Origin of the sequence: [Mycobacterium] stephanolepidis (assembly GCF_002356335.1) — a bacterium.
GTDB classification, from domain to species: domain Bacteria; phylum Actinomycetota; class Actinomycetes; order Mycobacteriales; family Mycobacteriaceae; genus Mycobacterium; species Mycobacterium stephanolepidis.
On sequence record NZ_AP018165.1, the window covers coordinates 239,923 to 263,644 of the forward strand.

The following is a 23,722-nucleotide window of genomic DNA, read 5'->3' on the forward strand; positions in this document are numbered from 1 at the left end:
GTACAGATCTTGTACTAGCCCAGGTGCGTTGATCTGCCTAGCGTCTATATGTATGAACACAGAAACAGCCCAAAGAGTTTCGCTGTGGGCCCTGGGCAACTACGCCGCGGTGGCTTCTGAGGTGATCGCACCGCTGGGCCCGGTCCTCGTCGAGGAGTCCGGCGTCGTCCCCGGCGTCCGAAGTGTTGGATGTTGCGGCCGGATCCGGGAATGCGGCGATCCCCGCCGCGGGTATCGGCGCGAAGGTGGTGGCCTCCGACCTGACTCCCGAGCTGCTGGAGGCGGGGCGTGCCGTGGCGGCGCGGGCCGGTGCAGAAATCGATTGGCGGGTCGCGGACGCGCAGGCGCTCCCGTTTGGTGACGAGGAGTTCGATGTCGTGATGTCCTGCGTCGGGGTGATGTTCGCTCCGCGGCATCAGGACAGCGCCGATGAACTGATCCGCGTCTGCCGGCCGGGTGGAACCATCGGCCTGATCAACTGGACGCCGCAGGGATTCATCGGCCAGATGTTCGCGACCATGAAGCCGTTCGCGGCTCCTGCGCCGCCCGGTGCACAACCGCCGCCATGGTGGGGAGACCCGGTTCATGTGCGAGCGCTGCTGGCGGACAGGGTCACCGAGGTCACCGTGGAGCCGCGGACGTTGGTGGTGGACCGATTCGCCACCGCCGAGGAGTTCCGCGACTTCTTCAAGGCCTGTTACGGGCCGACGATCGCCGTCTACGCCGGTATCGCCGGTGATGCGGGCAAGACCGCCGAACTCGACGATGCGCTTGTCGAGCTGGCGCGACGGCACGATCACGGTGACGGGCGACTGTCGATGGACTGGGAGTATCTGCTGTACGTCGCGCACACGAGGAAGTGATTCGGAGGGGCCAAGGGCTCACGAGGGATCAATTTGCGCGGTCGCCTACGGTAGACGGGTGAGTAACCCCAGCCCGATGGACCCGGCGACTGGGCCCGCCGTGCTGACCTGGCGTGCCCACGACGCGTCGCGCATGGAATCCACCCGGGTTCAACTATCGGGTCGACGCATCCGCGCACACGGTCGTTTTGTGGCCGGTGCATCCGAGGCGCACCCCGCGTTCAGTGCCTCGTACGACCTGGTGACCGACGAGACGGGATCCACCAATCGGTTGTCCCTGTCGACCACCGTGGCCGAGCGGGAGCGGCAGCTCTCGATCGCGCGGGACGAAGAAGGCATGTGGACCGTGCAGAACCACGAGGGCGCGACACGCTCGTCCTTCGACGGCGCTTTGGACGTCGACGTGGTGTTCAGCCCCTTCTTCAACGCGCTTCCGATCCGTCGCACCGGCCTCTACCAGCAAGAAGGCAGCACGGTGCTGCCGGTTGTGTACGTGACCCTGCCGGATCTGGTCGTCAGCCCCGCCACCATCAGCTACCGCAACGACGGTAAGGGCATCAAGGTGGTCTCGCCGGTCGCAGACACCACTGTCACCGTCGATGACGAGGGATTCCTGCTCGAATACCCCGGGCTTGCCGTCCGGATTTAGGGGACGACCCGCAGCACGCCGCCCTGCCGCCCGGCTTCGGCGAGCCGCTCGCGCCAGTCGGCATCCGCTCGGCTGACGCCGCTGATATCGAACCGCGTGTGCGCCTCGTAGCGTTGCCGCGCGGCGTAGCCGGCCTCTACCAGCAGCTCGACCGAATTCTCCGCGTTCAGGGTGTTCCACGTCGCCGCCAGCAGTGCCATGGCCTCCTCCAGGGCCGGCAGCACGCCGTGCGGATTCGATTCGCACATGGCGCGTACCAGTGACGGGTCGGTGGCAGCGACCCGCGTGCCGTCCCGGAAGGATCCGGCAGCCAGTGAGTAGGCCAGCGGCACCCCGTCGGCGGTGACGGCCAGGGCTTCGGCGAGCAGGTGTGGCAGGTGCGAGATGGCCGCGGCGGCCGCATCGTGCTCATCCGAGCGGGCCGGAACCACCACGGACCCACAGTCCAGGGCCAGCCGAGTCACCTGTGCGAACACCTGCGGATCGACGTCGTCGTCAACGCTGACGACCCACGTCGCGTCACGGAAAAGCTTCGCGTCCCCGGCACCCCAGCCCGATTCTGTTGTGCCCGCCATGGGATGCCCACCGACGAATCGCTGCACCAAACCATGCGCGGATACCTCTTGCAGTACAGCAGATTTCACGCTGGTGACATCAGTGAGCGGACATTCCGGGGCCAGCTCCGCAATGCGGGCCAGGAGCGCGGACAGGGCCGGGACCGGTACCGCGAGCACGATGAGTGCCTGGGCGTTGCGCGCGCGCCGCAGCGTCAGGTCCAGATCGGTGGTGGCATCGAAACCGGCAGCCCGCGCGGCCTCGGTGCCCTCGGCGGAGCGGTTGTACCCCCAGACGTGCCGCCCGGCGGCGGTGGCCGCGCGGACCAGGGATCCGCCGATGAGTCCGAGGCCAAGTACGCAGATCGGGGGGTGTTGGTGGTCGTGTTCGGCGGCGTTCACCACACCAGGTTGGCATACGTGACCAAGTTGTTTGTGGTCACAACACAGGTTGGGGCATTACCGTATTGCCCATGGACGCACAACGTGCCAAGGCCGCAGGGCCCAGCGCCGAAAGCCTGGAGGGCTTCGGCGTGGCCGTCGTTCGTGAAGAGGGCCGCTGGCGGGTGACATCGTTGAAGGCCGGGGCGCTCACCGATTTGGCGGCGGCTGAAACCGAGTTACGTGAATTGCGCAGCGCTGGTGCGGTGTTCGGCCTGCTGGATGTCGACGAGGAATTCTTCATCATCATCCGCCCGGCGCCCTCGGGAACGCACCTGCTGATTTCCGATGCCACGGCGGCGGTTGACTATGACATCGCCGTCGAGGTGCTCGACAGGCTGAATATTCCTGTCCCGGAGCTCGATTCCGATGAGCTGGACGAAGTCGATCCGTGGGAGGAAGGCGATCTGGGCCTGCTCTCCGATATCGGGCTGCCCGAGCCGGTGCTCAGTGTGATTCTCAGCGAGACCGACCTTTACCCGGATGAGCAGCTCGGCATGATCGCCGCGCGTATGGGCTTTGCCGACGAGTTCGGTGCGGTGCTCGACAAGCTGGATCGGTGACGTTTCCAGACGACGAGGCGCTGATTCGCGCCGCATTGGTAGCCGCCGGGGAAGCCGGCGTCGACGATGTGCCGATCGGTGCGGTGATCTATGCCGCGGACGGTACCGAATTGGCGCGCGCCGCCAATGCTCGTGAACGCCTGGGTGATCCGACGGCGCATGCCGAGGTTCTCGCGCTGCGTGAGGCTGCGGCGAGACATGGCGACGGCTGGCGGCTGGAGGGTGCGACGCTGGCGGTGACCGTCGAACCGTGCACCATGTGCGCGGGGGCGTTGGTGCTGGCGCGTGTCGGCCGGGTGGTGTTCGGGGCGTGGGAGCCCAAAACCGGGGCCGTGGGATCGCTGTGGGATGTGGTGCGTGACCGACGCCAGGCGCACCGTCCCGAGGTGCGCGGCGGCGTGCTCGCCGAGGAGTGCGCGGCCCTGCTCGAGAACTTCTTCGCGGCTAAAAGGTAAGTGGCCCGCCCGGCGCTGTGAGTGGTCGGGGTCGCGCGCCGGACGGGCCGATTCGGGAGGCTTACCGGTGCCAGTCGTTGCCGGGTCCGCGGTCCGGGCCGCGATCAGGTCCACGGTCGGGTCCACGATTGTCACCCGGGCCGGGGCCGTCGTCGCCGCGCCAGTCGCCGGGACGGTCGCGGTCCAGGATGCCGTCGGCGTGGCATTCTCCCCAGTTCATGTTGAAGCCCCAGATCGGGTTCCAGAACTCGCCGGGGCACCAGTGGTACGTGGGCGCCGGAAGCTCTGGAGCCGGAGCGGCATTGGCGGTGGCGGCGAGGCCGAGCCCGCCGGCGGCTATGGCAGCGGAAGCGGCAATTCCAACGAGAATTTTCATAAGGAAAGCAAACCATGCAAGGCTGGCAATATCTGACCGCTATGCGTACAGTGCGCTGTAAACATGCTGTCAGTTAATACATTTGGCTGCCAGTTAGTCGGTGGTATTCCCGGCTATGTCATTGCATGGCAAATAACCCCGGCCGCAGACTCGCGCCGGCTGCCGGGGTTACTTGGTGAAGAAGGGGCTACGGCCTCCAGTCGTGGTCGTGCCAGTCGCCTCGGTCGTGCCAGTCGCCACGGTCGCGGTCGTGCCAGTCACCATCGCGGTCGCGGTGCCAGTCGTCGTGGCATTCGCCGAATTCCCAGTTGAATCCCCAGATGGGATTCCAGAACTCGGCCGGGCACCAGTGGTAGTTGGGGGCGGGGACTGCCGGTGCTGCATTGGCTGTTGCCGCCAAGCCGAGCGCGCTCGCGGCAATGGCGGCGGATGCCGCGATTCCTACAAGAATCTTCATTGGTCAGGGCCTTCCACACTTGATGGTGTTGATCTCAGATGTGCCGATCCCCGATGTGGTGTCGACCGCCCGACGGCGCCCGCCCGCCCCGACGAGGCGGATGCCGCGAGATGCCAACAAGGAACCTGCACATGCTTGATGGAAAACCACTTTCCTTGGAGCCGCGCCGCCGAATTCGTACAGCACGCTGGGAGTTTCCTGCCAGCCATGCGACTTCACGCATATGGACAGCACATTGCTAACACTGTCGGGTGATGGCGCGATAAAGCACGCTCACCCGTGGCGAGGGGCTTTCCATCGTCAGTAGTCGAGTCAACCGATTGGGGGATCGGGCCCGGGGGCCTGTAGTCTCTTCGGCGGTGGCGTGTCCGAGCGGCCTAAGGAGCACGCCTCGAAAGCGTGTGACGGGTAACCCCCGTCCGAGGGTTCAAATCCCTCCGCCACCGCCATATTCTTTGCCGGGTATCCGGTAGCGATCCGCAAGCCACTCTTCGAGCAGGTGCGCGGATCGCGCCGTACTGTCGGCCACGATGCGCATCAGCACCTTCTCGGAGTGATCGTTGATATCGACCCCCTTGAGGTACGTCGTGAGGGTGGTCCCGTGATCGGCGTACGTGAGACGGTGGCTGATGGTCCAGCGGGCCGGATTGCCCTCGCGCACCGTGCCGACGAAGTCCACCGACAGCAGTTCGCCCGAATCCGCGGCAACGACCGTGCAGTCCCCGGTGCCGAGCAGCCGGGTACCCAGGATGGCTGGGTGGGTGATGCGATACCGGCAACCGACCTCGGGCCGGAACCCGGTGGTGTGCAGTGACCACAGGTCCGGATCGACCATCACACGCCACACCTGAAGCGGCGTGTAGGCGAAGGACCGCTCCAACAAGATCATTTCGGCGCCCTCACCCGCGCAGCTTAGACGGGGGGCGGGTGGGTAACCGTGTTCAGTCTCGGCGCAACGTGAAGAAGTACGGCTGGTCCATGTCCCGCAGGTCCATGATGCCCAGCAGCGTGTCGTCATCCACCTTGCGGAAATGGTCGATGATCGCCTTGTGGTCGTAGACCATGGCCGCGCTGACGGCGCCGCGGAACTCGATATTACGCAGCCGGGCGCGGTGCTTGTTGGTCCGGATCAGCGGCTTGAGCGCCGACAACGCGGTCGGTGATGTCCGCTTCACCATGGGGGACTCGGTCAGCCCGCTGATCCGGCCCGCGAGCCCCATCGGCGCCAGCATCGGATCGACCGCGAAGATATCGCCGCCACCATCGCTGAACAGCAGCGGATGCACGTGATCCACGTCGTCGAACTGCTTGCCGTACCAGCCCGACACCGTCAGGATGCCGTCCATCGAATGTCCGGTGGGCACCTCGCCACCGTGCCAGCGCTGACCGATCAACTCCTCTGATCGCACGGGCTCCAAGTTGTCGAAGAAGACCAGGGCCTCCGGGGTGGTGGTGCCCTGCTCCAGCGCGCGAAGATCCGACGTCGATGTCATGACCCGAGCCTACGACTGCGATGAGTCGCGTGGGTGAAGTGCCGAAAGCCGGAGGCCCGATGTGCCCAGGGCAAAATAGCCTCCGATGACCGACCAGTACTTCTCCATCGACGCCACCCTGCCGGGAACCGCGGGCCGGGCCGGGGTGATCCACACCCCGCACGGGGATATCCACACCCCGGCCTTCATCGCCGTCGGCACCAAGGCCACCGTGAAAGCTGTCCTGCCCGAAACCATGGCCGCTCTCGGCGCTCAGGCTGTGCTCGCCAACGCCTACCACCTGTACCTGCAGCCCGGCCCCGACATCGTGGACGAGGCCGGAGGGCTCGGTGCATTCATGAACTGGCCCGGCCCCACGTTCACCGACAGCGGCGGGTTTCAGGTGCTCTCCCTCGGTTCGGGGGCACGCAAGGTCATGGCGATGGACGTCAACCGGGCCCGTTCCGACGACGTCATGGGTTCCCTCGGCGGCGGCAAGAAGAAGGACAAGCTTGCCCACGTCGACGATGACGGCGTCACCTTCACCTCATACCTGGACGGATCCACGCACCGGTTCACCCCGGAGGTGTCCATGCAGATCCAGCATCAGCTGGGCGCAGACATCATCTTCGCCTTCGACGAGCTCACCACGCTGATCAACACCCGTGAATACCAAGAGGATTCGGTACAACGCACCCACGAGTGGGCGCAGCGGTGCCTCGACGAGCACGAGAAGCTGACGCGCGAACGCGCCGACAAGCCCTACCAGGCATTGTTCGGTGTGGTGCAGGGCGCACAGTACGAGGATCTGCGGCGTCGGGCCGCGCGCGGATTGGAATCGCTTGTCAGCGAGGAAGGTCGAGGCTTCGACGGCTACGGGATCGGTGGCGCGCTGGAGAAACAGAACCTCGGCACCATCGTCGGTTGGGTGACATCCGAACTGCCCGAACACAAACCGCGTCACCTACTCGGGATCAGCGAACCCGATGACCTGTTCGCCGCCGTCGCCGCCGGTGCCGACACCTTCGACTGCGTATCCCCGTCACGGGTCGCGCGCAATGCCGCCGTCTACACCCGCGACGGTCGGGTGAACATCACCGGATCCAAGTACCGCCGGGACTTCACCCCGATCGACGCCGAGTGCGACTGCTACACCTGCACGCACTACACGCGGGCCTACATGCACCACCTGTTCAAGGCCAAGGAGATCCTGGCATCCACCTTGGCCACCATCCACAACGAACGATTCACCATCGGGCTGGTAGACCGCATTCGCGCCGGCATTATGGACGGTCACTTCGAGGAGCTGCGCGAAGAGACCCTGGGACGCTACTACCGCTGAATCGCGTCGGCCGGAGCGCCTGCGGTTCGGGCGCATCCCCAGATCCAGGCGCACACTGGACACATGCCTACTACGACTGACCCGGGCACTCTGCTACTTCAGGTGCTCGACCCGGCCAATCGTGCCAATCCATACCCGGTGTACCGCCAGCTGGTCGAGCAGACGCAGGCCGGTCCGGTGCACCCGCCCGGCATGGACGTCAGCGTGCTGGCGACCTTCGCCGACTGCAACGCCGTGCTGCGCCACCCGCAGGCGTCTTCGGATCGCCGTAAGTCGAAGATCGTGCAGCGACAGCTTGCACAGAATCCCAACCTGATCGCCAGGCCCTCGTTCCTGGGCCTGGACGCCCCCGATCACACCCGGCTGCGCAAGCTGGCTGCTAAGGCGTTCGCACCCAAGGTGATCAACGCGATGGCCGAAGACGTTCAGGGCCTCGTCGATCAGCTTCTGGACGACATCGCGCGGCGTGGCACCGTCAACCTCGTCACAGATTTCGCTTATCCGCTGCCCGTCGCGGTGATCTGCCGGATGCTGGGGGTACCGATCGAAGACGAACCCGAATTCGGCAGGGCCTCAGCGCTGCTGGGTCAAGGGCTGGATCCGGTTTTCGCGTTGACCGGTCAGGCGCCCGCCAACATGAACGAACGTTTCCAGGCGGCCCATTGGATGTGGGACTACTTCGCCAATCTCATCGCGGCCCGTCGGCGCAACCTCGGCGATGATCTGTTGTCGGCCCTGATCCAGGTCGAGGAGGCCGGTGACCAGCTCACCGAGGAAGAGATCATCTCCACCTGCACGCTGCTGCTCATCGCAGGACACGAGACCACCGTCAACCTGATCGCCAACGCGTCATTGGCCATGCTTCAGACGCCACAGCAGTGGAAAATGTTGGGACAGAATGCTGATCGTGCGGCAGCGGTCATCGAGGAGACGCTGCGTTACGACCCGCCCGTGCATATGGTGGCCCGGGTCGCCGACGGTGACATGACGGTTGGTGGCTTCACCTTCCCCAGTGGCGAGTGGGTGCTATTGATGCTCGCTGCCGCGCAACGTGATCCGGAGATCGGCCCGGACTTGGACGTCTTCGATCCGGATCGCGCCGAGATCAAACACCTGGCCTTCGGGCACGGTCCACACTTCTGCTTGGGTGCTCCGCTGGCGCGGTTGGAGGCCAAGCTGGCGTTGAGCTCGATCACCGCGCGGTTCCCCGATGTGCGGTTGACCGGTGAGCCCAGCTACAAGCCGAACGTCACGCTGCGCGGACTCGCCGACCTTCCGGTACGCATCATCTAGTGGGCAACAGACCTGGCTAGACGTTCCTCGACCCGATCCTGCACCACGGACATCACCATGCAGACGACCCAGTAATAGATGCCTGCGGTCAGATAAAGCGTGAAGAACTGGAAGGTGGGGGCCGCGGCAACCTGTGCCGTGCGCATCACATCGGTCACCAGGATTGCCGATGCCAGTGAGGTGTCCTTCACCAGAGAGATCAGCGTGTTGGACAACGGGGGCACCGCGACCCGACTGGCCTGCGGAATGACGATGCGCCACAACGTGGTGCGGTAACTCATGCCCAGACTTGAGGCGGCCTCCCACTGCCCGCGGGGGATGCTCAGGATGGACGACCGGATGATCTCGGCGGCGTAGCCGCCCACGTTGAGGCTGAAAGCGATGACCGCGGCGGGAAACGGACTGATCTTCACCCCGAATTCGGGCAGCGCGAAGAAGATCAGAAACAGCTGAAGCAGCAGCGGGGTACCCCGGATGATCGAGATGTAGATGCGGGCAAGACCGGAGAGCACCCGGCGATCGGACATGCGGGCCAGCGCCACCCCGAGGGCGATGGCCAGCCCGATCGTGAAGCTGATGGCGGTCAGTGGAAGGGTGACCGTGAGCATGGCCCGCGCCATCGGCCACAGGTTGTGCAGGACCAGCTGGGTGTTGGATCTTCCCTCGCCGGAGTCGCCCTGGGCCGCTTGTGATTTCGTTTCGCTGGCCGTCCCGCTTATGTTGGCCTTGAGGTACTTCTCGGAGATGCGGGACAACGTACCGTCGGCCGACAACTGCTCCAGTGCCTTGTTCAACTCGGGCAGTAGACCGCTGTTCTTGCGGGCGGCGAACCCCTGCTCACTGCGTTCACCGGTGCTCCCGGCGATCTTCACCGCAGGGTCACCGGTGCTGGCCAGGTAGGCGTAGACCGCGATGCTGTCGTTGACCACGACATCGACTCGGCCCTGGCTCAACAGCGTGATGGATTGGGTGAAGCCCTCGACGGCCTCCACCCGGGCGCCGGCGTCGCGGGCGATCTGGGACCAGTTGCTCGTAGCATTCTCGGCTGCCACCTTGCCGCGGATATCGGCGAGGCTGTGAATGGTGTTGTCGTCGGCTCGGGTGACAATCACACCCTCGCCCACCGCATACGGCGTGGACAGGTCGTACTTGGCCTTACGTTCCGGGGTGATGGTCACCTGATTGGCCACCACGTCGAACCGCTCGGCGTCCAACCCGGCGAAGATCGCGTCCCACGGTATCTCGACGAACTCCACGGGTCGGCCAAGTTTCTCGCCGACGGCGCGGGCGACATCCACGTCGTATCCGGTCAGCTCCCCGGTGCGTTCATCGTGAAAACTGAGTGGTGCGTAGACGCCCTCGGTGCCGACCCGCAGCGATTCTTGTGCCTGGCCTCCGCGCCCGGCTACTGCCAGCAGTGTCAGAAGTGCGAGCGCGAGGGCACGAAACACCGCGGGAGGCTAACACAGTTCCGGTGCCGACAGGCTGCTTCGGATCAGCGCGGGTATATCCACGGGTCGCGCGGGATGCGTTGCGCGTCGAACTGTCCCAGCAGCTCCGCGGCATTCGCGGCCTCGTATCCGAGTGAGTCGCATATCAAATCGAAGGCTCGTTGCGCGCCCAGATCAGCGACGGTCACCGCGCCATCGCGTTTGGCCAGCCGCGCGCCCGCGGTGTTCAGGACCAGCGGAACATGGGCGTACGTCGGCACCGGATAGCCCAGCAGCGCACCGAGGTAGGCCTGCCGGGGCGCGGAGGCCAGCAGATCATCTCCGCGTACCACTTGGTCGATGCCTTGGGCGTGGTCGTCGATCACCACCGCGACGTTGTAGGCGATCACGCCGTCGCCGCGGCGCACCACGAAATCGTCCACCAAGCCGGTGTATTCACCATGCAGCGCGTCCTGCACGGTGACGGCAGAGTTCTCCGTCCGCAGCCGAAGTGCTGGTGGGCGTTCGGGGTGGGCCGCGCGGTGCTGTGCGCGCCGAGATTCCGACAGGTCTCGGCAGGTGCCCGGGTATGCGCCGGGAGGAGAATGCGGGGCCGTGGGTGCTTGGGCGATATCTTTTCTGCTGCAATAGCATTCGTACAGCTGGCCCCGAGATCGCAGTGTCGCCAGCACCGCGTCGTAGGCGGTGCTGCGATCCGACTGCCAGACCACGGGTTCATCCCACTCAAGACCGATCGCGGCGAGGTCGGCTAGTTGGCGCCGCGCCACGGTGGAGCTGGTGCGGGTGTCCAGGTCTTCCACCCGCATGAGGAACCCGCGGTCGCTCGAGCGTGCCAACAGCCATGCCAATAATGCCGTGCGCAGGTTGCCTATGTGCAGGTCGCCGGAAGGGCTCGGCGCGAATCGCCCGGCACCGTTCACACCAGACCCGGAACAATCTCGTTGAGACTGAACGCGATTGGCCGTTCGAGCTGTTCATAGGTGCAGGAACGCGGATCGCGATCCGGGCGCCAGCGGTTGAATTGTGCGGTGTGGCGAAACCGCACACCCTCCATGTGGTCATAGCGGACCTCCACCACCCGTTCGGGGCGTAGCGCGACGAACGACAGGTCCTTGCCAGCATTCCAGCGTGAGCCGGCGTTCTTCTGCGGAGTGCGTTCACCGGCCTGATGAGCCGCCCAGTTCCAAGGGTGATCCTCCAGGTCGGTGACGAGCGGTTGCAGCTCCTGGAAGAGCCGCTTGCGTTCGGCCATCGGAAACGCGCCGATCACGCCGACCGAGGCCAACGCACCGTCGTCCTGATACAGACCCAGCAGCAGTGATCCGATGGCGTCATCACCGGACTTGTGCACCCGATATCCGGCCACCACGCAATCGGCGGTGCGCTCGGGTTTGATCTTGAACATCACCCGTTTGTCGGGCTGGTAGGCGATGGTCAATGGTTTCGCGATGAGGCCGTCGGTTCCGGCACCCTCGAACTCCTCGAACCAGCGCTCTGCCGTGTCGTGATCGGTGGTGGCGGGGGTGAGATGAATCGAGGTGCCTGCCCCGGACAGCGCGTCCGTCAGCGCGGCACGGCGCTCGCTGAACGGTCGTCCGGTGAAGTCCTCGTCCCCCAGCGCGAGCAGGTCGAAAGCGATGAATGAGGCGGGCGTCTGCTCAGCCAGCAGCCGCACCCGGGAATCTGCCGGATGAATCCGCTGCTGCAGCGCCTCGAAGTCCAGCCCCGACGCGGTGGCGATCACGATCTCCCCGTCGACAACGCACCGCGGGGGCAGCTCGGCCAGTACGGCCGCCGCCAGCTCCGGAAAGTACCGGGTCAGCGGCTTTTCGTTGCGACTGCCCAGCTCCACCTCATTGCCGTCGCGAAAGACGATCGACCTGAACCCATCCCACTTGGGCTCGTATGACGCGTCGGCCGGGATTTTCGCGACAGGTTTCGCAAGCATTGGCGCGATAGGAGGCATGACGGGCAGGTCCATTCCCATATGATGACGGTAATGCCCACGCCCGCCGAGGAACTGGATGTCGACGGCATCGCCGTCCGGCTGAGCAACCCTGACAAGGTGTACTTCCCTCAGTTGGGGGCTGATGGCGGCACCAAGCGGCATCTCGCCGAGTACTACCGCACCGTCGCGCTCGGACCGATGATGAACGCGCTGCGGGACCGTCCCACGCATCTGCAGCGCTTCCCCGACGGCATCGACGGCGAGGAGATCTACCAAAAGCGCCTGCCCAAGCACTATCCCGACTACCTGGACGGCTGCGAGGTGACGTTCCCGTCCGGCCGCACCGCCGAGGTCCTGCGGGTGACCACGCCCGCCGCGATCGTGTGGGCGGCGCAGATGGGCACGGTGACGTTGCATCCGTGGCAGGTGCGATATCCCGATCTGGACCACCCTGACGAGCTGCGTATCGATTTGGACCCGCAGCCGGGTACCGGATTCGACGAAGCCAAATCAGTGGCGCTCGATGTGCTGCGTCCGCTACTGGATGAGCTGGGGTTTGTCGCCTATCCGAAAACTTCGGGCGGCCGCGGTATCCACATCTATCTGCGCATCGAGACCCGTTGGGATTTCATCGAGGTACGCCGTGCCGGTATCGCGCTGGCCCGCGAGGTGGAACGGCGCGCACCCCGGCAGGTGACAACCTCGTGGTGGAAGGAAGAGCGCGGCGAGCGCATCTTCATCGACTTCAATCAGAATGCGCGTGATCGCACCATGGCGTCGGCCTACTCGGTGCGGCGCACGCCGATCGCCACCGTTTCCACGCCGCTGACGTGGGAAGAACTCGCCGACGCCGAGCCCGATGACTTCACCATCGCGACCGTGCCCGACCTGCTCCGGAAACGTCCGGACCCCATGGCCGATATGGATGATGCGCCGCAGTCGATCGAGCCGCTGCTTGAGATGGTAGAACGGGACGAGGCAAACGGACTGGGCGATATGCCCTACCCGCCGAACTACCCGAAGATGCCGGGAGAACCGAAACGCGTTCAGCCGTCCCGGGATACCGATAGGAAGCAGTAGTGACGGTCCGCAGCATGTCGTGGCGGGCGGCCGGCCTATGGCTGGCGGTCGGCGTGGTCGCGGTGCTGCTACAGCATTGGCTGATACCACTGAACGCCCCGAACAGCTTCGGACTGTTCAGCAATGGTGGCGATCTGATGACCTACCGGTTCGGGGGTCTGCGGGTGCTGCACGGCGAGCCGTTGTATGTCACAGAGATTCCTGATGCCGGGTGGTTCACGTACACACCGTTCGCAGGATTACTCTTCGCCCCTCTGGGTTTCGTGCCGTTGGGGACGGCGAAGGTTATCTGGTTCCTGGTGAATCTGGTGGCGCTGTTCGCCATCATCTGGCGGTGCTGGCGGGTTCTTGGATTCTCGGCCGATGGTCCGTTGGCTGTCGCGTGTGTGGGAATGAACTTGGTGGCCTGGGATATTCAGCCAGTCCATGGAACCCTGTGGCAGGGGCAGGTCAATCTCGTGCTGGCCGCGCTCATCATCTGGGATCTCACGAGGCCGGCGGGTGCGCGGTGGCGTGGTTGGTCGGTGGGTGTGGCCTCGGGGGTCAAACTCACGGCCATCATTTTCGTTCCCTACCTGCTGATCTCCCGGCAGTGGCGGGCGGCGGTGGCGGCCATGGTCACGGCGGTGGGCACCGTGGTGTTGGGATGGATTGTGCTGCCTTCGGATTCGTCCGACTACTGGCTGGGTGCGGTGCGTACCACCGGCCACATCGGTTCCCTGGACCATCCCGCCAATGCATCGATAGGTGGTGCACTGTCGAATATCTATGCACCGCAATCGATGCCGATGTGGTTGTGGGTGCTGCTCGCGGGCGGAGCCGCGCTGCTGGGAATGGCCGCCGCACGCAGGGCGCACGGAGACGGGCGGGAGCTGCTGGCCGTCACGGTCGTCGGCATGGTCGGCTGCGTGGTCTCTCCGTTGGCATGGGGCCATCACTGGGTGTGGACGGTGCCGTTGATGGTGTTGTTGGTCAACCAGATCCTGATCGCTCGTGGTGCCCAGCGGTGGCGGTGGGCGGCGGTGACGGTTGTGATCGCGGCGATCGTGTCCATGTGGTGGTACCTGGTGCTGTACGTCCGCGCGATGCGGATAAACCCCGATTTCGGGTCCTACATCACCGCGTGGGATGCCGTGATCGCACAGATGTCGCGTGGTGAAAGAGTTTTCGACTCGGCCTTCTTTCCGTTGCTGTTCCTCACGGTGGCGATTTGGATACTGGCAACGCGATCTCGTCCTGCCGGTACCGTGCAGTAATGAAACGTTGGGCCGTGGCCTGTGCCGTAGCGCTTTTCGCGGTGGGCGGCTGCTCGGCCTGGGGCGAGCCCAAGTCCACCCAGACCTCCTACACGCCGCAAAAGACCGGAGCGTCGCCGATCCGCTACGACTCCGAACCCTTGGAGCAGCGTTTCCCGAAGCTGCCGAAGCCGGTGACCGGTGAATGGGTCCAGGGCTTCTTCGGCGACGAGCCTCTGCCCGGTCCGACCACCACGTATTGGGTGGACGCCATCATCGAAATGCCGCCCCAGCAGTTGGCCGCGTACGTGGCGCCCTTCCGCTCCAGCATGGTCCTGGCCACCAGACCACGTCTGTGGAAGACACTCGATGCGGGTGTGCCCTCCTCCGCGCAGTTCGAACGCAGCGACGAGCTCGATCGAATGCTGTCGACCAACACCGCGAAGGGCGGATGGGAGGTCAAAGCGTTCGCTCCTAAGGACGGTTCGGTGCTCGTCTTGTCCGCCCAGGGGAAGGACGCGATCTAGGACCTGCGGGTGCGACGGTTCCGTAGACCGCGTGCCGGTTCGAGCGCTTCCCCGTCCTCGATGTCCGGGGCTTCGGTGTCGTGCGTGGTCTCGGTGTCTTGAGCGGCAGCCTCGACTGCCTCGTCAACTGCAGACTCCTCGACCGGGGATTCGTCGGCCTTCGCGGTCTCGTCCGTGTCCAGTGTGGGCTCGGTGACCTCGATGGGCTTCTTCTTGGCCGGACGGGGCGTGCGTTCCTTTTCCGGGCTTTCGGCCACGAATGCCAGGTGATAGGCCGCGAAGGCCAGGATTCCGATCGCCCCGGCCGCGCCGTACGCCCCGAACTCCCAGATGCCGAACCGATCGAGGCTCAGCCAGATCTCGGCGGTCGCCGTACCGATGATCAGCGCACCGGCCAGGAAATGGCCGATGAAGGCCGCCGCCCGCAGCGTGAGCGCGAGCTGTGGTGTCGCGAACTCGGGCCGACGGGCCTGTCGCCAGCGGATCAGGGCGGGGACACCGGCGGCCGCCAGCAGTACCCCGGCGAGGATGCGCAGCCCGGTACCTAAGGCGTGACTGGTGGTCCCGTCCAGTTCGGGCCAGCGGGGCAGCACGAAAAAGAAAAAAAGCAGTCCCGCGATCAAGGAGAGAGCGGCATGGCTGCTGGTCAGAACGATGGTCGCCGTCCGGCGTCCGGCAGCCATTGCCCTCCTTGATGCGGTCCTGCAGTGGCGGAGGATAGGGGATTTGAACCCCTGAGGGCTATTAACCCAACCCGCGTTCCAGGCGAGCGCCATAGGCCACTAGGCGAATCCTCCGTCGGTCATGGTAGCGGACTGCGCTGGGTGCCTATGTCCACCGTCGTCTTGACCGGCCCAGATGCGTTCCGCCGCGAGCTCGCGACGAGCACCGCTCCGCCGATCAGCGCCGCCACCAGCACCCCGAGCAGGGGCCGGAATCCGAGGCCGTGGGCGAGGTAGGGCGCGGCGCTGGCGCCGAGAAAAACTGTGAAGCCGTACAGGGCGGTACCGGCACCACGCCGGGGAGCCGCTCGATCGCCGAACATGGTGACCATCGCCGTCGATGCGATCGCGATACCGGCGACGAAGATATTGCTGCCCACGACGATGACGGGAACAGAGCCGGCACCCAGGGCCTCCACGGCAAGCCCGGCGGCGGCCAGTGAGTACCCCGCCAACGCACCGGTCTCGGTGCCGACCTTGCCCACCCACGAGCCGACGAACGGGGCGACCAGCATCCCGGGAATGCCCGCCAGCCGAATGGTGGTGCCCATGGATTCAGGCAGGTGCAACGCATCCACCAACTGGGTCGCCAGGCTTGTGTACATCGCCACGAACGACAACATCAGCACGAACACGGCGGCCAGCGGCACCGCGATGTCTCGGCGGGTGAGTAGACGGGCCTGCGCGGCGAAACCGGACACCACCCGTGCCGAGGGATCGCCGCTGCGCTCCTCCCGCATGACGAATGCCAGCGGTAGGACATTCAGCGCGAGTCCGGCCGCACTGACCCAGAACACCCACTGCCAACCCCACGCGTGAGTGACGAGGGAGGCCATCACCTGCCCGAGCACCCCGGCCATCAGATACGCGGTGGATACCGCACCGATCGCGGTAGTCGCCGTCCGTCGGGGCAGAGCCTCTCCGAGATAGCTCAGCGCAGACGGTGAGAACGCACCGCCGGCGAAACCCTGCAGCACGCGGATCAGTCCGAACAACGCAGGTGTGGGGGCGAACGGCACCAGGAGGGTGAGGAAGGCCATCACCGATACCCCGGCGATCAGTACACGCCGGCGTCCGAATCGATCGGTGACGGGACCGAACAGCAGGAATCCGGCGGCGTAACCGAAGAGAGCCGAGGAGAGGGCGGGCGTCATGTTGTGCCCGTCGTAGGACGCCGATACGGCGTCGTGGATCGGAATCCACACGTAGAGCTGCATGGTGACCTGTAGCGCGCACAGCACGATCAGGACAACCCGCGTCATTTCTGCACTATTTGTCCGGCGGGCGTTCACCGGCAACCACCATCGGCATTGTCCGTCACGTCCAAGACTCGGCGATTCCCAGCAATTCCCCAGAATGCACGGAACCTTCTTCCAGGAAGGGCACCGACAATCATGGCGTGCCGCCTTCGGGGACATGGGTACTGGCCGAGTTGCCTGATTACGCGCGGAACAATCCGCTGTACGCGGGTCCCTCTCTGATCCATGGCTGGCTTCCGGTGGCGATTCAGGTCGTGGCGGCGTTGGCCTTGGTGGTCGGGCTCTATCGCAGACCGCGCAGTTGGCTGCGGGTGTGGGTGCCGAGCGCCGCCGTATCGGGCGCGGGCGCGGGCGCGCTGGCGTACTGGTACATCACCTCGCAGGGAATGGCGGACAACCCGCCTCCGCTCATGTTGTGGATCTGGATCGGTTTTGCCGCAGTGGCGTTGGTTGTCGCAATCGTCGGTTGGGTAGGCGCGCGATGGCTGCGCCGGGGAGTGATGGTGCTGGCCGCGCCACTGTGCCTGCTGGCTGCGCTGACCGTGCTGAATCAGTGGATCGACTACTACGACACGCTGCGTCTGGCGTGGGCCGCGGTGACCGCCGGCCCGCTGCCCGGTGAGACCGATATGGCGGCGGTGCAGGATCTGAAAGGCAAGGGCCCCACAGCGACCGGACATGTGGTTCCGGTCGACATCCCGGCGGACGTTGCGGGCTTCCAACATCGAACCGAGTACGTCTATCTGCCACCCGCCTGGTTCGCGCGGCCCACGCCTCCGAAGCTTCCTGTGGTAGTCATGATCTCCGGGGCATGGTCGACTCCGGCCGATTGGGTACGTCAGGGGAACGCCGTCGGCGCCATGGACCGCTTCGCGCAGTCTCATGACGGGCATCGTGGGCATGACCTGCTGGCCTTGGTGCCGTACCGGCAGATTGCCGAGCGCGGATTTGTAGCGCCCGACGACGGTGCTCCACTACTGGCGCTTGCCGTCGAGCAGCAGGAGTCGGCGCCGTTGTCGGAGGTGTTAGACCGAATTCCCGAGTATCCGGTGGTGGTGGGCCACAGCGATTTCGACATCGACGACGAGGAGTACGCGCGTTTGGCCTCGGGAATCATCTCCGAGGAGATCGGCCAGGGGGCGGGAGCGAACTTCGTGCTCAAGCGGAACCTGTTGGTCCAGTTGCATGACTATTCGATCAACACCGCGCTGACGCTCTTTCGGAGACTGTTGGAACGGGAGAAGGGTGCGTACTGGACGTTCCTGGTGAGTACCGGCGAACAGGTATTCATCGGCGCCACCCCCGAACGCCATATCAGCGTGCAGGATTCGTTGGCGGTGATGAATCCGATCAGCGGGACGTACCGATACGGTGCCAACGGCCCGAATCTGGATGCGGTCATGGAGTTCCTTGCCGACACCAAGGAATCCGACGAGCTCTACATGGTGGTCGATGAGGAGCTGAAGATGATGGCCCGGATCTGCCCGGATGGCGGGCAGGTGCAGGGACCGTATTTGAAGGAGATGGCGCGGCTCGCGCACACCGAGTATCTGATTTCCGGTGTTACCGATCGAGATCCGCGCGAGATCCTGGCCGAGACGATGTTTGCGCCGACGGTGACGGGAAGCCCGCTGGAGAACGCGTGCCGTGTCATTCAACGGTACGAACCCAAGGGCCGCCGATACTACAGCGGCGTTGCCGCGTTGGTCAGCACAGATACAGCCGGTGTGCGGCAATTGGATTCAGCCATCTTGATCCGCACGGCGGAGATCGCACCGGATGGCGCGCTTACCGCCGGCACCGGCGCCACCATCGTTCGGCATTCCAATCCGGCGAGCGAGGCCGCTGAAACCCGTAGCAAGGCAGCCGGATTACTCTCCGCCTTAACGACACGTCGGGAACTTCGCAGCCATCCTCGTGTTACGGAGGCTCTGGCGAGCCGCAACACCGGCATCGGGACCTTCTGGCTGGGACACGGATCGGGAGAGAACGCCGCGAGTCTGGTGGGTCGCACCGCGCTGGTCGTCGACGCCGAGGACACGTTCACCTCGATGATCGGATTGCAGTTGCGGGCCTTGGGTTTACGCGTGGATATCCGCCGGTTCGACGAGGATATCCAGCCCGGCGCACATGACATCCTGGTGCTCGGCCCCGGCCCGGGCGATCCGACGGCAATCGATGTTCCCAAGATTGCGACACTGACCGCCCTGACGAAGACCGCACTGACTCAGCGTATTCCGTTCCTATCGATCTGCCTGAGTCATCAGGTGCTCTGCCGGCAGTTGGGCCTGCCCGTTCGTCGTCGGGATCAGCCCAACCAGGGCGTGCAGCGGCAGATCGATTTGTTCGGAACCGAGCGGCATGTCGGGTTCTACAACACCTTTGCCGCGGTGACGAGCGGCGAGTGGGTCGATACCCCCGCAGGGCGGGTGCAGATCAGTGCCGATGCCGTGACGGGCGAGGTTCATGCGGTGCGCGCCAAGCGGTTTGCATCCATCCAGTTCCACGCCGAGTCCATCCTCACCCGCGACGGCGTGGGGATCTTCGGTGAGTTGCTCACGCCGCTGGCGACGGGTGTTCCGGTACTAGCATGACAAGTGTGCGCATAGACATTCACGCTCACCTGTGGTCTGACGACTATCTGTCGTTACTCGACGAGTACGGGAGGGCCGGTACCGATGTCCATCGTGGCCTCGGGGCCGGGGCGACGCGTACCGATTTGGATGGGCGTTTCGCGCTGATGGACGAGGCGGGTGTTGATCTGCAGATCCTCTCGGCTACGCCGGCGTCACCTCATTTCGGGGACGAGACCGCCGCCGTCGAGAGTGCCCGGTTCGTCAACGACGAGTACGCGAAGCTCGCCAGTGAGTATCCGGGAAGGTTCCGCGCGCTGGCGTCACTGCCGTTGCCGCACATCCCGGCCGCGTTGGAGGAGCTGAACCGTGCAATCGATGATCTGGGCATGTACGGCGCGTCGATCACGACCTCGGTGCTTGGCCGATCGATAGCCGATCCGATATTCGATCCGCTGTACGAGGAATTGAATAACAGGGGCGCAATACTTTTCGTTCATCCGGCAGGGTGCGGTGCGGACTCTTCCTTAATCACCGATCACTCGCTCACCTGGTCGATCGGAGCGCCGATCGAGGACACGATCGCCATCATGCATCTCATCGTCGCGGGTATCCCGTCGCGTTATCCGGATATGAAGATCGTGACGTGTCATCTGGGCGGGGCGTTACCGATGGTGCTGGAGCGCGCGAACCGTCAGGTGACCGAATGGGAAGCGACGCATTGTCCGGAAGCACCCAAGGATGCCGTCCGGCGGCTGTGGTTCGACACGGTGGGGCATGACCACACTCCCGCGCTGCAGGCCGCTGTCGCGTCGCTCGGTGCCGACCGGTTGGTATTCGGCTCGGACTTCCCGTACCAGGGCGGTGCCAGGTACGTCAGTTCCGCGACGTACATCGAGGAGGGACTCTCGGCCGAGGACGCGTCGCTGATCCTGGATCGCAATGGGGCTGAGCTGCTGGGCCTGGTCGGCGATTAGGCGTTTGTATCGGAGTGCGGTTGCGATGCGCTATTCGATGCCGACTCGGAAAGGCGAGCGCGAACGTCTTCGGAGAATGGTGTCGAGAGGCGCGAGCTTTCATCCATCAAAACAATGACGGAGAGGGCTCTCGCGACACAGCGATTGTCCTGAAAGATGGCTTGGCGGAGTTTGAGTGAACTGCGTCCGACGGAATCCACCGCGGTGCCGATAGTTACTTGGCCTGGCCACAGCATCTCGCCCAGGAAGTCGATCTCCAGACGCGCGATGACAAACGCCCTGTTTGGCTCCAGAATTTGTCTGGTGCTGTCGTGTAGGAACTCCACTCGCCCGGTTTCCAGCAAGGTGGAGAAGACGGAATTGTTGACGTGCCCTTGCCGGTCGGTATCGGCATAACGCAACTTATCGTGTGAATGCAGCGGAAACTCTGCAAGAGTTGGAATTTCAGCCATTCCCGCTGGTCCTTTCCTGTGCGAATTCGAGGGCACGGAGGGTATTGTCTCAATCCGATTTCACGATATCGGAAGGTAACACCCACCACGGTTCGGGGCGGGATGGCCCACCCACTAGACTGATCACTGGACCCCGCGCGGCGTCTATCCTGTGAACTCCCCCAGGGCTGGAAGGCAGCAAGGGTCAACGGGCTCTGTCGGGTGCGCGGGGTCCCCTTTCCGAAGATCGCGACCTCCAGATGCCCTGCAGGGCGAATAGGGGAAAGCCGTGTCATTCCTGTCGCTCGGACCCGACGAACTCGCAGCTCAGCATCGGTTGCAGCAGGAGAACTACAGCCAGCTCAAGGCCAAGGGGCTCTCGCTGGACCTCACTCGCGGCAAACCGGCGCCCGAGCAGCTGGATCTGTCGAACGGCCTGCTGGCGCTGCCCGGTGACGGCGACTACCTCGATGGCAATGGCACCGATACGCGCAACTACGGCGGCGGTAACGGACTTCCGGAGCTGCGCGCAATCTTCGGTGAGCTACTCGGCGTTCCCGCGCCCAACCTGATCGCGGCCAACAACGCCAGTCTCTCCCTCATGCACGACGTGATCGTGTACTCGCTGCTGTACGGAACCGTCGATTCGCCCCGGCCCTGGGTTGAGGAGCCGTCGCTGAAGTTCCTGTGCCCGGCACCCGGATACGACCGTCATTTCGCGATCACCGAATCCTTCGGCATCGAGATGATTCCGGTACCGCTGCGCGAGGACGGCCCCGACGTGGACCTCATCGAGGAACTCGTGGCCTCCGACCCGACCATCAAGGGCATGTGGAGCGTTCCCGTCTTCTCCAACCCCACCGGAACCGTCTACTCGTGGGAGGTCGTTCGTCGGCTGGCCCAGATGAACACGGCAGCACCGGATTTCCGGCTGTTTTGGGATAACGCCTACGCGGTACACACACTCACGCATGATTTCGTCCGGAATGTGGACCTGCTGGGGCTCGCCGAGACCGCCGGACATCCCAACCGCCCGTTGATCTTTGCGTCTACCTCGAAGATCACCTTCGCCGGTGCGGGCGTCAGCTTCATGGGTGGATCACTGGCCAATATCGCGTGGTACCTGCAGCACGCCGGCAAGCGCAGCATCGGGCCCGACAAGGTGAATCAGCTGCGGCACCTACGCTTCTTCGGCGATGCCGAGGGCGTCAAGTTGCACATGCAGAAGCATCAGCAGATCCTCGCGCCCAAATTCGAGCTGGCGCTTGAGATCCTGGACGACCGATTGAGCGAGAGCAAGATCGCATCGTGGAGTGAGCCCAAGGGCGGATACTTCATCAGCCTCGACGTGCTGGACGGTACCGCCAAACGCACGGTGGCTCTGGCCAAGGAGGCCGGGATCGCGCTCACCGAGGCGGGCGCCACGTTCCCGTACCGAAATGATCCGAATGACAGGAACATTCGTCTGGCACCGTCGTTCCCGCCGCTGGAGACCGTCGGCGCCGCCGTCGATGGTCTGGCGACGTGCGCGCTGCTGGCGGCGACCGAGAAGCTGCTGGAGCGCGCCGACTAGGGCGCCTGCTGCACCTTGTCGATCTGTTTGTTGAGCAGCGTCAGTGCCAGCTTGTCGTTGTCACTGGTCCAGGGCTCCATGGCATGAAGGACCTTGACGGTCACCGTGGTACCCCGTGGATGTGCGGTGAGCGTCTTGACGGTGATCTCGACGGTCTGTTCACCGTCCATGCCCAGGCCGCCGGTGAAGACGGCCGCGGTCGCGTCCACGCTCGCTCCCGATACTTTCTCCGTCCTGACGCTGCCATTCCCGCCGATCCCGTCGAGGTCTAGCGTGACGGACCCACACCGCCCCGCCTTCTCCTCGATGGCCTGGAACGAGTCGGCAATCCCCTTGCCAACCACGATGTCCACACGAAGAGACCCGTCCTCGTACTGTGCGGCGGCCTGATCGAAGGTGACCGTGTCGTGGTTGACGAACATGTTGCACTCGGACGGGCTGACCGTCGGGCCGTCATCACCCGGGCGCTCGAGTACCTCATAGGTGCCCGAGCCCTCGGGGAAGTCCCGGCGGGGCAGCAGGAGCTTGGCGGGATCGCCCTTGGGCAGCCCGGGTGAACCGTCCGACTTCGGTTCACCCGAGACGACGCTGGTGCACGCCGATACGAGGATCAGCGCGGCGGATATCGCGCCGATGGACAGCGTGCGAGCCACGGGACTTCCCCCATCCGTCTTGTGCGGATTCGCCTACGGCGCTTTTTGCACCTTGGCGATCTGCTTGTTGAGTAGATCCAACACCAGTGCGTCTTGTTCGGGAGTCCACGGCTCGATGAATCGGTCGACCTCAATGCGGACGGTCGTGCCGCGGGGATGCGCGATGGCGATATGCGACTCGACGCCGATCTGATCGCCCTCGGGTCCGAGAAGGCCGCCGACCTTCACCAACTTGGTCTCCGCGGAGGCGCCGGGCAAATCTGCGATGGAGACATGGGCCTTCATCGCCACTCCGTCGCCCTCCATTTGGACGGACGCGCATTCCTGGGCGCGCTTCGCGAGGTCGTCGAATGATTGCTTGATGCCGAGCCCGACACTGCTCTCCGCCATCACGGTGTCCGAGTCGTACTTGGCGCGCGCCCTGTCGTAGTCGCCGTCTCCCTCGGAGATGAACTCGTAGCACCCCGGCGGGTTGACCTTCTCCGGCTTGGACTTGTCCGCCTTGTCCTTGTCGAGTTTGAGCTTGTCTTCGATGGTGAACGTCCCATTGCCGGCGGGGAAGTCCTCCCGGGTCAGCAAAAGTGCGGTTGCCGGGCCCTCGGGCAACTTCACGGCCGGCTCGTCGGCCTTCTGGGTACTCGACGACGGCGCCGGTGACTCACTCGGCGATTCCTTGGAACAAGCGGAGGTGAATACGAGTGCGATGACACTCGCGCCAACCGCCAACACAGTGTTCATATCAACGCGACGTGTCTTCATGCGCGGACTTTAGCGAACAAGATCACCCAATGTGGCCGTTTGTTCGTCAGGTGGCCCGCCAAGGTCGTC

23 protein-coding genes, 2 tRNA genes, 1 other RNA gene and 2 pseudogenes are annotated in these 23,722 nt (G+C 64.6%); 14 read left to right on the top strand and 14 right to left on the bottom strand.

The window, feature by feature from the left end:
* Positions 1-52 precede the first annotated feature (52 nt).
* Both MSTE_RS01210 and MSTE_RS01215 read left to right on the top strand, forming a co-directional pair.
* Positions 53-863, top strand: a pseudogene (locus tag MSTE_RS01210) (class I SAM-dependent methyltransferase).
* 100 nt (positions 864-963) lie between these two features.
* On the top strand, positions 964-1,512 hold the full coding sequence (locus MSTE_RS01215; RefSeq protein WP_193442068.1) for a putative glycolipid-binding domain-containing protein: 549 nt from the start codon (positions 964-966) through the stop codon (positions 1,510-1,512).
* Here MSTE_RS01215 and MSTE_RS01220 read toward each other — a convergent pair.
* A complete protein-coding gene (locus tag MSTE_RS01220) occupies positions 1,509-2,468 on the bottom strand; it encodes a prephenate dehydrogenase (RefSeq protein WP_096505295.1) in 960 nt (319 codons plus the stop codon). The two genes, MSTE_RS01215 and MSTE_RS01220, sit on opposite strands and share 4 nt — an antisense overlap.
* Positions 2,469-2,539: 71 nt before the next feature.
* Here MSTE_RS01220 and MSTE_RS01225 point away from each other — a divergent pair, with 71 nt between their 5' ends.
* Positions 2,540-3,070, top strand: coding sequence for a tRNA adenosine deaminase-associated protein (locus tag MSTE_RS01225; protein ID WP_046252206.1), 531 nt, complete (start codon positions 2,540-2,542; stop codon positions 3,068-3,070).
* Positions 3,067-3,525: a nucleoside deaminase gene (locus MSTE_RS01230; RefSeq protein WP_096498438.1), complete on the top strand. Its 459-nt coding sequence runs from the start codon at positions 3,067-3,069 to the stop codon at positions 3,523-3,525. Before MSTE_RS01225 ends, MSTE_RS01230 begins: the two co-directional genes overlap by 4 nt.
* 61 nt (positions 3,526-3,586) lie before the next feature.
* On the opposite strand, the gene MSTE_RS01235 is transcribed toward MSTE_RS01230, so the two are convergent.
* Both MSTE_RS01235 and MSTE_RS01240 read right to left on the bottom strand, forming a co-directional pair.
* The gene (locus MSTE_RS01235; RefSeq protein WP_096498439.1) at positions 3,587-3,901 is read right to left on the bottom strand and encodes a hypothetical protein; all 315 of its coding nucleotides are present in this window, start codon (positions 3,899-3,901) and stop codon (positions 3,587-3,589) included.
* 187 nt (positions 3,902-4,088) lie between these two features.
* Positions 4,089-4,358: a hypothetical protein gene (locus MSTE_RS01240; protein ID WP_096498440.1), complete on the bottom strand. Its 270-nt coding sequence runs from the start codon at positions 4,356-4,358 to the stop codon at positions 4,089-4,091.
* 358 nt (positions 4,359-4,716) lie between these two features.
* Here MSTE_RS01240 and MSTE_RS01245 point away from each other — a divergent pair.
* Positions 4,717-4,807: transfer RNA gene (locus MSTE_RS01245), tRNA-Ser, on the top strand.
* Here the strand turns inward: MSTE_RS01245 and MSTE_RS25380 are convergent.
* Positions 4,786-5,247, bottom strand: a complete 462-nt coding sequence (locus MSTE_RS25380) for an SRPBCC family protein (protein ID WP_231896966.1) — start codon at positions 5,245-5,247, stop codon at positions 4,786-4,788. The genes MSTE_RS01245 and MSTE_RS25380 overlap by 22 nt on opposite strands.
* Positions 5,248-5,299: 52 nt before the next feature.
* A complete protein-coding gene (locus tag MSTE_RS01255; protein WP_096498441.1) occupies positions 5,300-5,851 on the bottom strand; it encodes a DUF4334 domain-containing protein in 552 nt (183 codons plus the stop codon).
* 85 nt (positions 5,852-5,936) lie between these two features.
* Between MSTE_RS01255 and tgt the strand changes: the two genes are divergently transcribed.
* Positions 5,937-7,172: a tRNA guanosine(34) transglycosylase Tgt gene (gene tgt / locus MSTE_RS01260; RefSeq protein WP_096498442.1), complete on the top strand. Its 1,236-nt coding sequence runs from the start codon at positions 5,937-5,939 to the stop codon at positions 7,170-7,172.
* Between the two features lie 63 nt (positions 7,173-7,235).
* The gene (locus MSTE_RS01265; RefSeq protein WP_096498443.1) at positions 7,236-8,465 is read left to right on the top strand and encodes a cytochrome P450; all 1,230 of its coding nucleotides are present in this window, start codon (positions 7,236-7,238) and stop codon (positions 8,463-8,465) included.
* Here the strand turns inward: MSTE_RS01265 and MSTE_RS01270 are convergent.
* Genes MSTE_RS01270 through MSTE_RS01280 form a run of 3 tightly spaced genes read right to left on the bottom strand, consistent with a single transcriptional unit; the run spans position 8,462 to position 11,897 of the window.
* Entirely contained in the window at positions 8,462-9,916 is a 1,455-nt protein-coding gene (locus tag MSTE_RS01270; RefSeq protein ID WP_096498444.1) for an ABC transporter permease subunit, read from the bottom strand. The two genes, MSTE_RS01265 and MSTE_RS01270, sit on opposite strands and share 4 nt — an antisense overlap.
* A 44-nt stretch (positions 9,917-9,960) precedes the next feature.
* On the bottom strand, positions 9,961-10,836 hold the full coding sequence (gene gluQRS / locus MSTE_RS01275; RefSeq protein ID WP_096498445.1) for a tRNA glutamyl-Q(34) synthetase GluQRS: 876 nt from the start codon (positions 10,834-10,836) through the stop codon (positions 9,961-9,963).
* On the bottom strand, positions 10,833-11,897 hold the full coding sequence (locus MSTE_RS01280; RefSeq protein ID WP_096505297.1) for an ATP-dependent DNA ligase: 1,065 nt from the start codon (positions 11,895-11,897) through the stop codon (positions 10,833-10,835). The genes gluQRS and MSTE_RS01280 overlap by 4 nt, the downstream gene beginning before the upstream one ends.
* 18 nt (positions 11,898-11,915) lie before the next feature.
* On the opposite strand from MSTE_RS01280, the gene ligD reads away from it, so the two are divergent.
* The 3 genes from ligD to MSTE_RS01295 are packed head-to-tail and all read left to right on the top strand — an operon-like array spanning position 11,916 to position 14,706.
* Complete coding sequence (ligD, locus tag MSTE_RS01285; RefSeq protein ID WP_096505299.1) at positions 11,916-12,944, top strand: non-homologous end-joining DNA ligase; 1,029 nt, start codon at positions 11,916-11,918, stop codon at positions 12,942-12,944.
* A complete protein-coding gene (locus tag MSTE_RS01290) occupies positions 12,944-14,200 on the top strand; it encodes a glycosyltransferase 87 family protein (protein ID WP_096498446.1) in 1,257 nt (418 codons plus the stop codon). The genes ligD and MSTE_RS01290 overlap by 1 nt, the downstream gene beginning before the upstream one ends.
* Positions 14,200-14,706 carry a hypothetical protein gene (locus MSTE_RS01295; protein WP_096498447.1) on the top strand — a complete coding sequence of 169 codons (507 nt, stop codon included), beginning with the start codon at positions 14,200-14,202 and terminating at the stop codon, positions 14,704-14,706. Before MSTE_RS01290 ends, MSTE_RS01295 begins: the two co-directional genes overlap by 1 nt.
* Here MSTE_RS01295 and MSTE_RS01300 read toward each other — a convergent pair.
* From MSTE_RS01300 to MSTE_RS01310, 3 genes are all read right to left on the bottom strand, one after another.
* The gene (locus tag MSTE_RS01300; protein WP_096498448.1) at positions 14,703-15,389 is read right to left on the bottom strand and encodes a hypothetical protein; all 687 of its coding nucleotides are present in this window, start codon (positions 15,387-15,389) and stop codon (positions 14,703-14,705) included. The two genes, MSTE_RS01295 and MSTE_RS01300, sit on opposite strands and share 4 nt — an antisense overlap.
* A 25-nt stretch (positions 15,390-15,414) precedes the next feature.
* Positions 15,415-15,503 (bottom strand) — tRNA-Ser (locus MSTE_RS01305).
* Positions 15,504-15,508: 5 nt separating this feature from the next.
* On the bottom strand, positions 15,509-16,690 hold the full coding sequence (locus MSTE_RS01310; protein WP_096498449.1) for an MFS transporter: 1,182 nt from the start codon (positions 16,688-16,690) through the stop codon (positions 15,509-15,511).
* A gap of 881 nt (positions 16,691-17,571) precedes the next feature.
* Here MSTE_RS01310 and MSTE_RS01315 point away from each other — a divergent pair.
* Both MSTE_RS01315 and MSTE_RS01320 read left to right on the top strand, forming a co-directional pair.
* A pseudogene (locus MSTE_RS01315) lies at positions 17,572-19,281 on the top strand (anthranilate synthase family protein); the annotation flags it as partial.
* A 5-nt stretch (positions 19,282-19,286) separates the two neighbouring features.
* Complete coding sequence (locus MSTE_RS01320; RefSeq protein ID WP_162291343.1) at positions 19,287-20,237, top strand: amidohydrolase family protein; 951 nt, start codon at positions 19,287-19,289, stop codon at positions 20,235-20,237.
* On the opposite strand, the gene MSTE_RS01325 is transcribed toward MSTE_RS01320, so the two are convergent.
* Positions 20,234-20,689 carry an acyl-CoA thioesterase gene (locus MSTE_RS01325; RefSeq protein WP_096498451.1) on the bottom strand — a complete coding sequence of 152 codons (456 nt, stop codon included), beginning with the start codon at positions 20,687-20,689 and terminating at the stop codon, positions 20,234-20,236. The genes MSTE_RS01320 and MSTE_RS01325 overlap by 4 nt on opposite strands.
* Positions 20,690-20,813: 124 nt before the next feature.
* Between MSTE_RS01325 and ffs the strand changes: the two genes are divergently transcribed.
* Together ffs and MSTE_RS01335 are read left to right on the top strand one after the other, a co-directional pair.
* An RNA gene (gene ffs, locus MSTE_RS01330) (signal recognition particle sRNA small type) lies at positions 20,814-20,910 on the top strand.
* 47 nt (positions 20,911-20,957) lie between these two features.
* Positions 20,958-22,241, top strand: a complete 1,284-nt coding sequence (locus MSTE_RS01335; RefSeq protein WP_096498452.1) for an aminotransferase class I/II-fold pyridoxal phosphate-dependent enzyme — start codon at positions 20,958-20,960, stop codon at positions 22,239-22,241.
* On the opposite strand, the gene MSTE_RS01340 is transcribed toward MSTE_RS01335, so the two are convergent.
* Together MSTE_RS01340 and MSTE_RS01345 are read right to left on the bottom strand one after the other, a co-directional pair.
* Positions 22,238-22,894: a hypothetical protein gene (locus tag MSTE_RS01340; protein ID WP_096498453.1), complete on the bottom strand. Its 657-nt coding sequence runs from the start codon at positions 22,892-22,894 to the stop codon at positions 22,238-22,240. The genes MSTE_RS01335 and MSTE_RS01340 overlap by 4 nt on opposite strands.
* A gap of 33 nt (positions 22,895-22,927) precedes the next feature.
* The gene (locus MSTE_RS01345; protein ID WP_096498454.1) at positions 22,928-23,653 is read right to left on the bottom strand and encodes a hypothetical protein; all 726 of its coding nucleotides are present in this window, start codon (positions 23,651-23,653) and stop codon (positions 22,928-22,930) included.
* Positions 23,654-23,722: the final 69 nt, after the last annotated feature.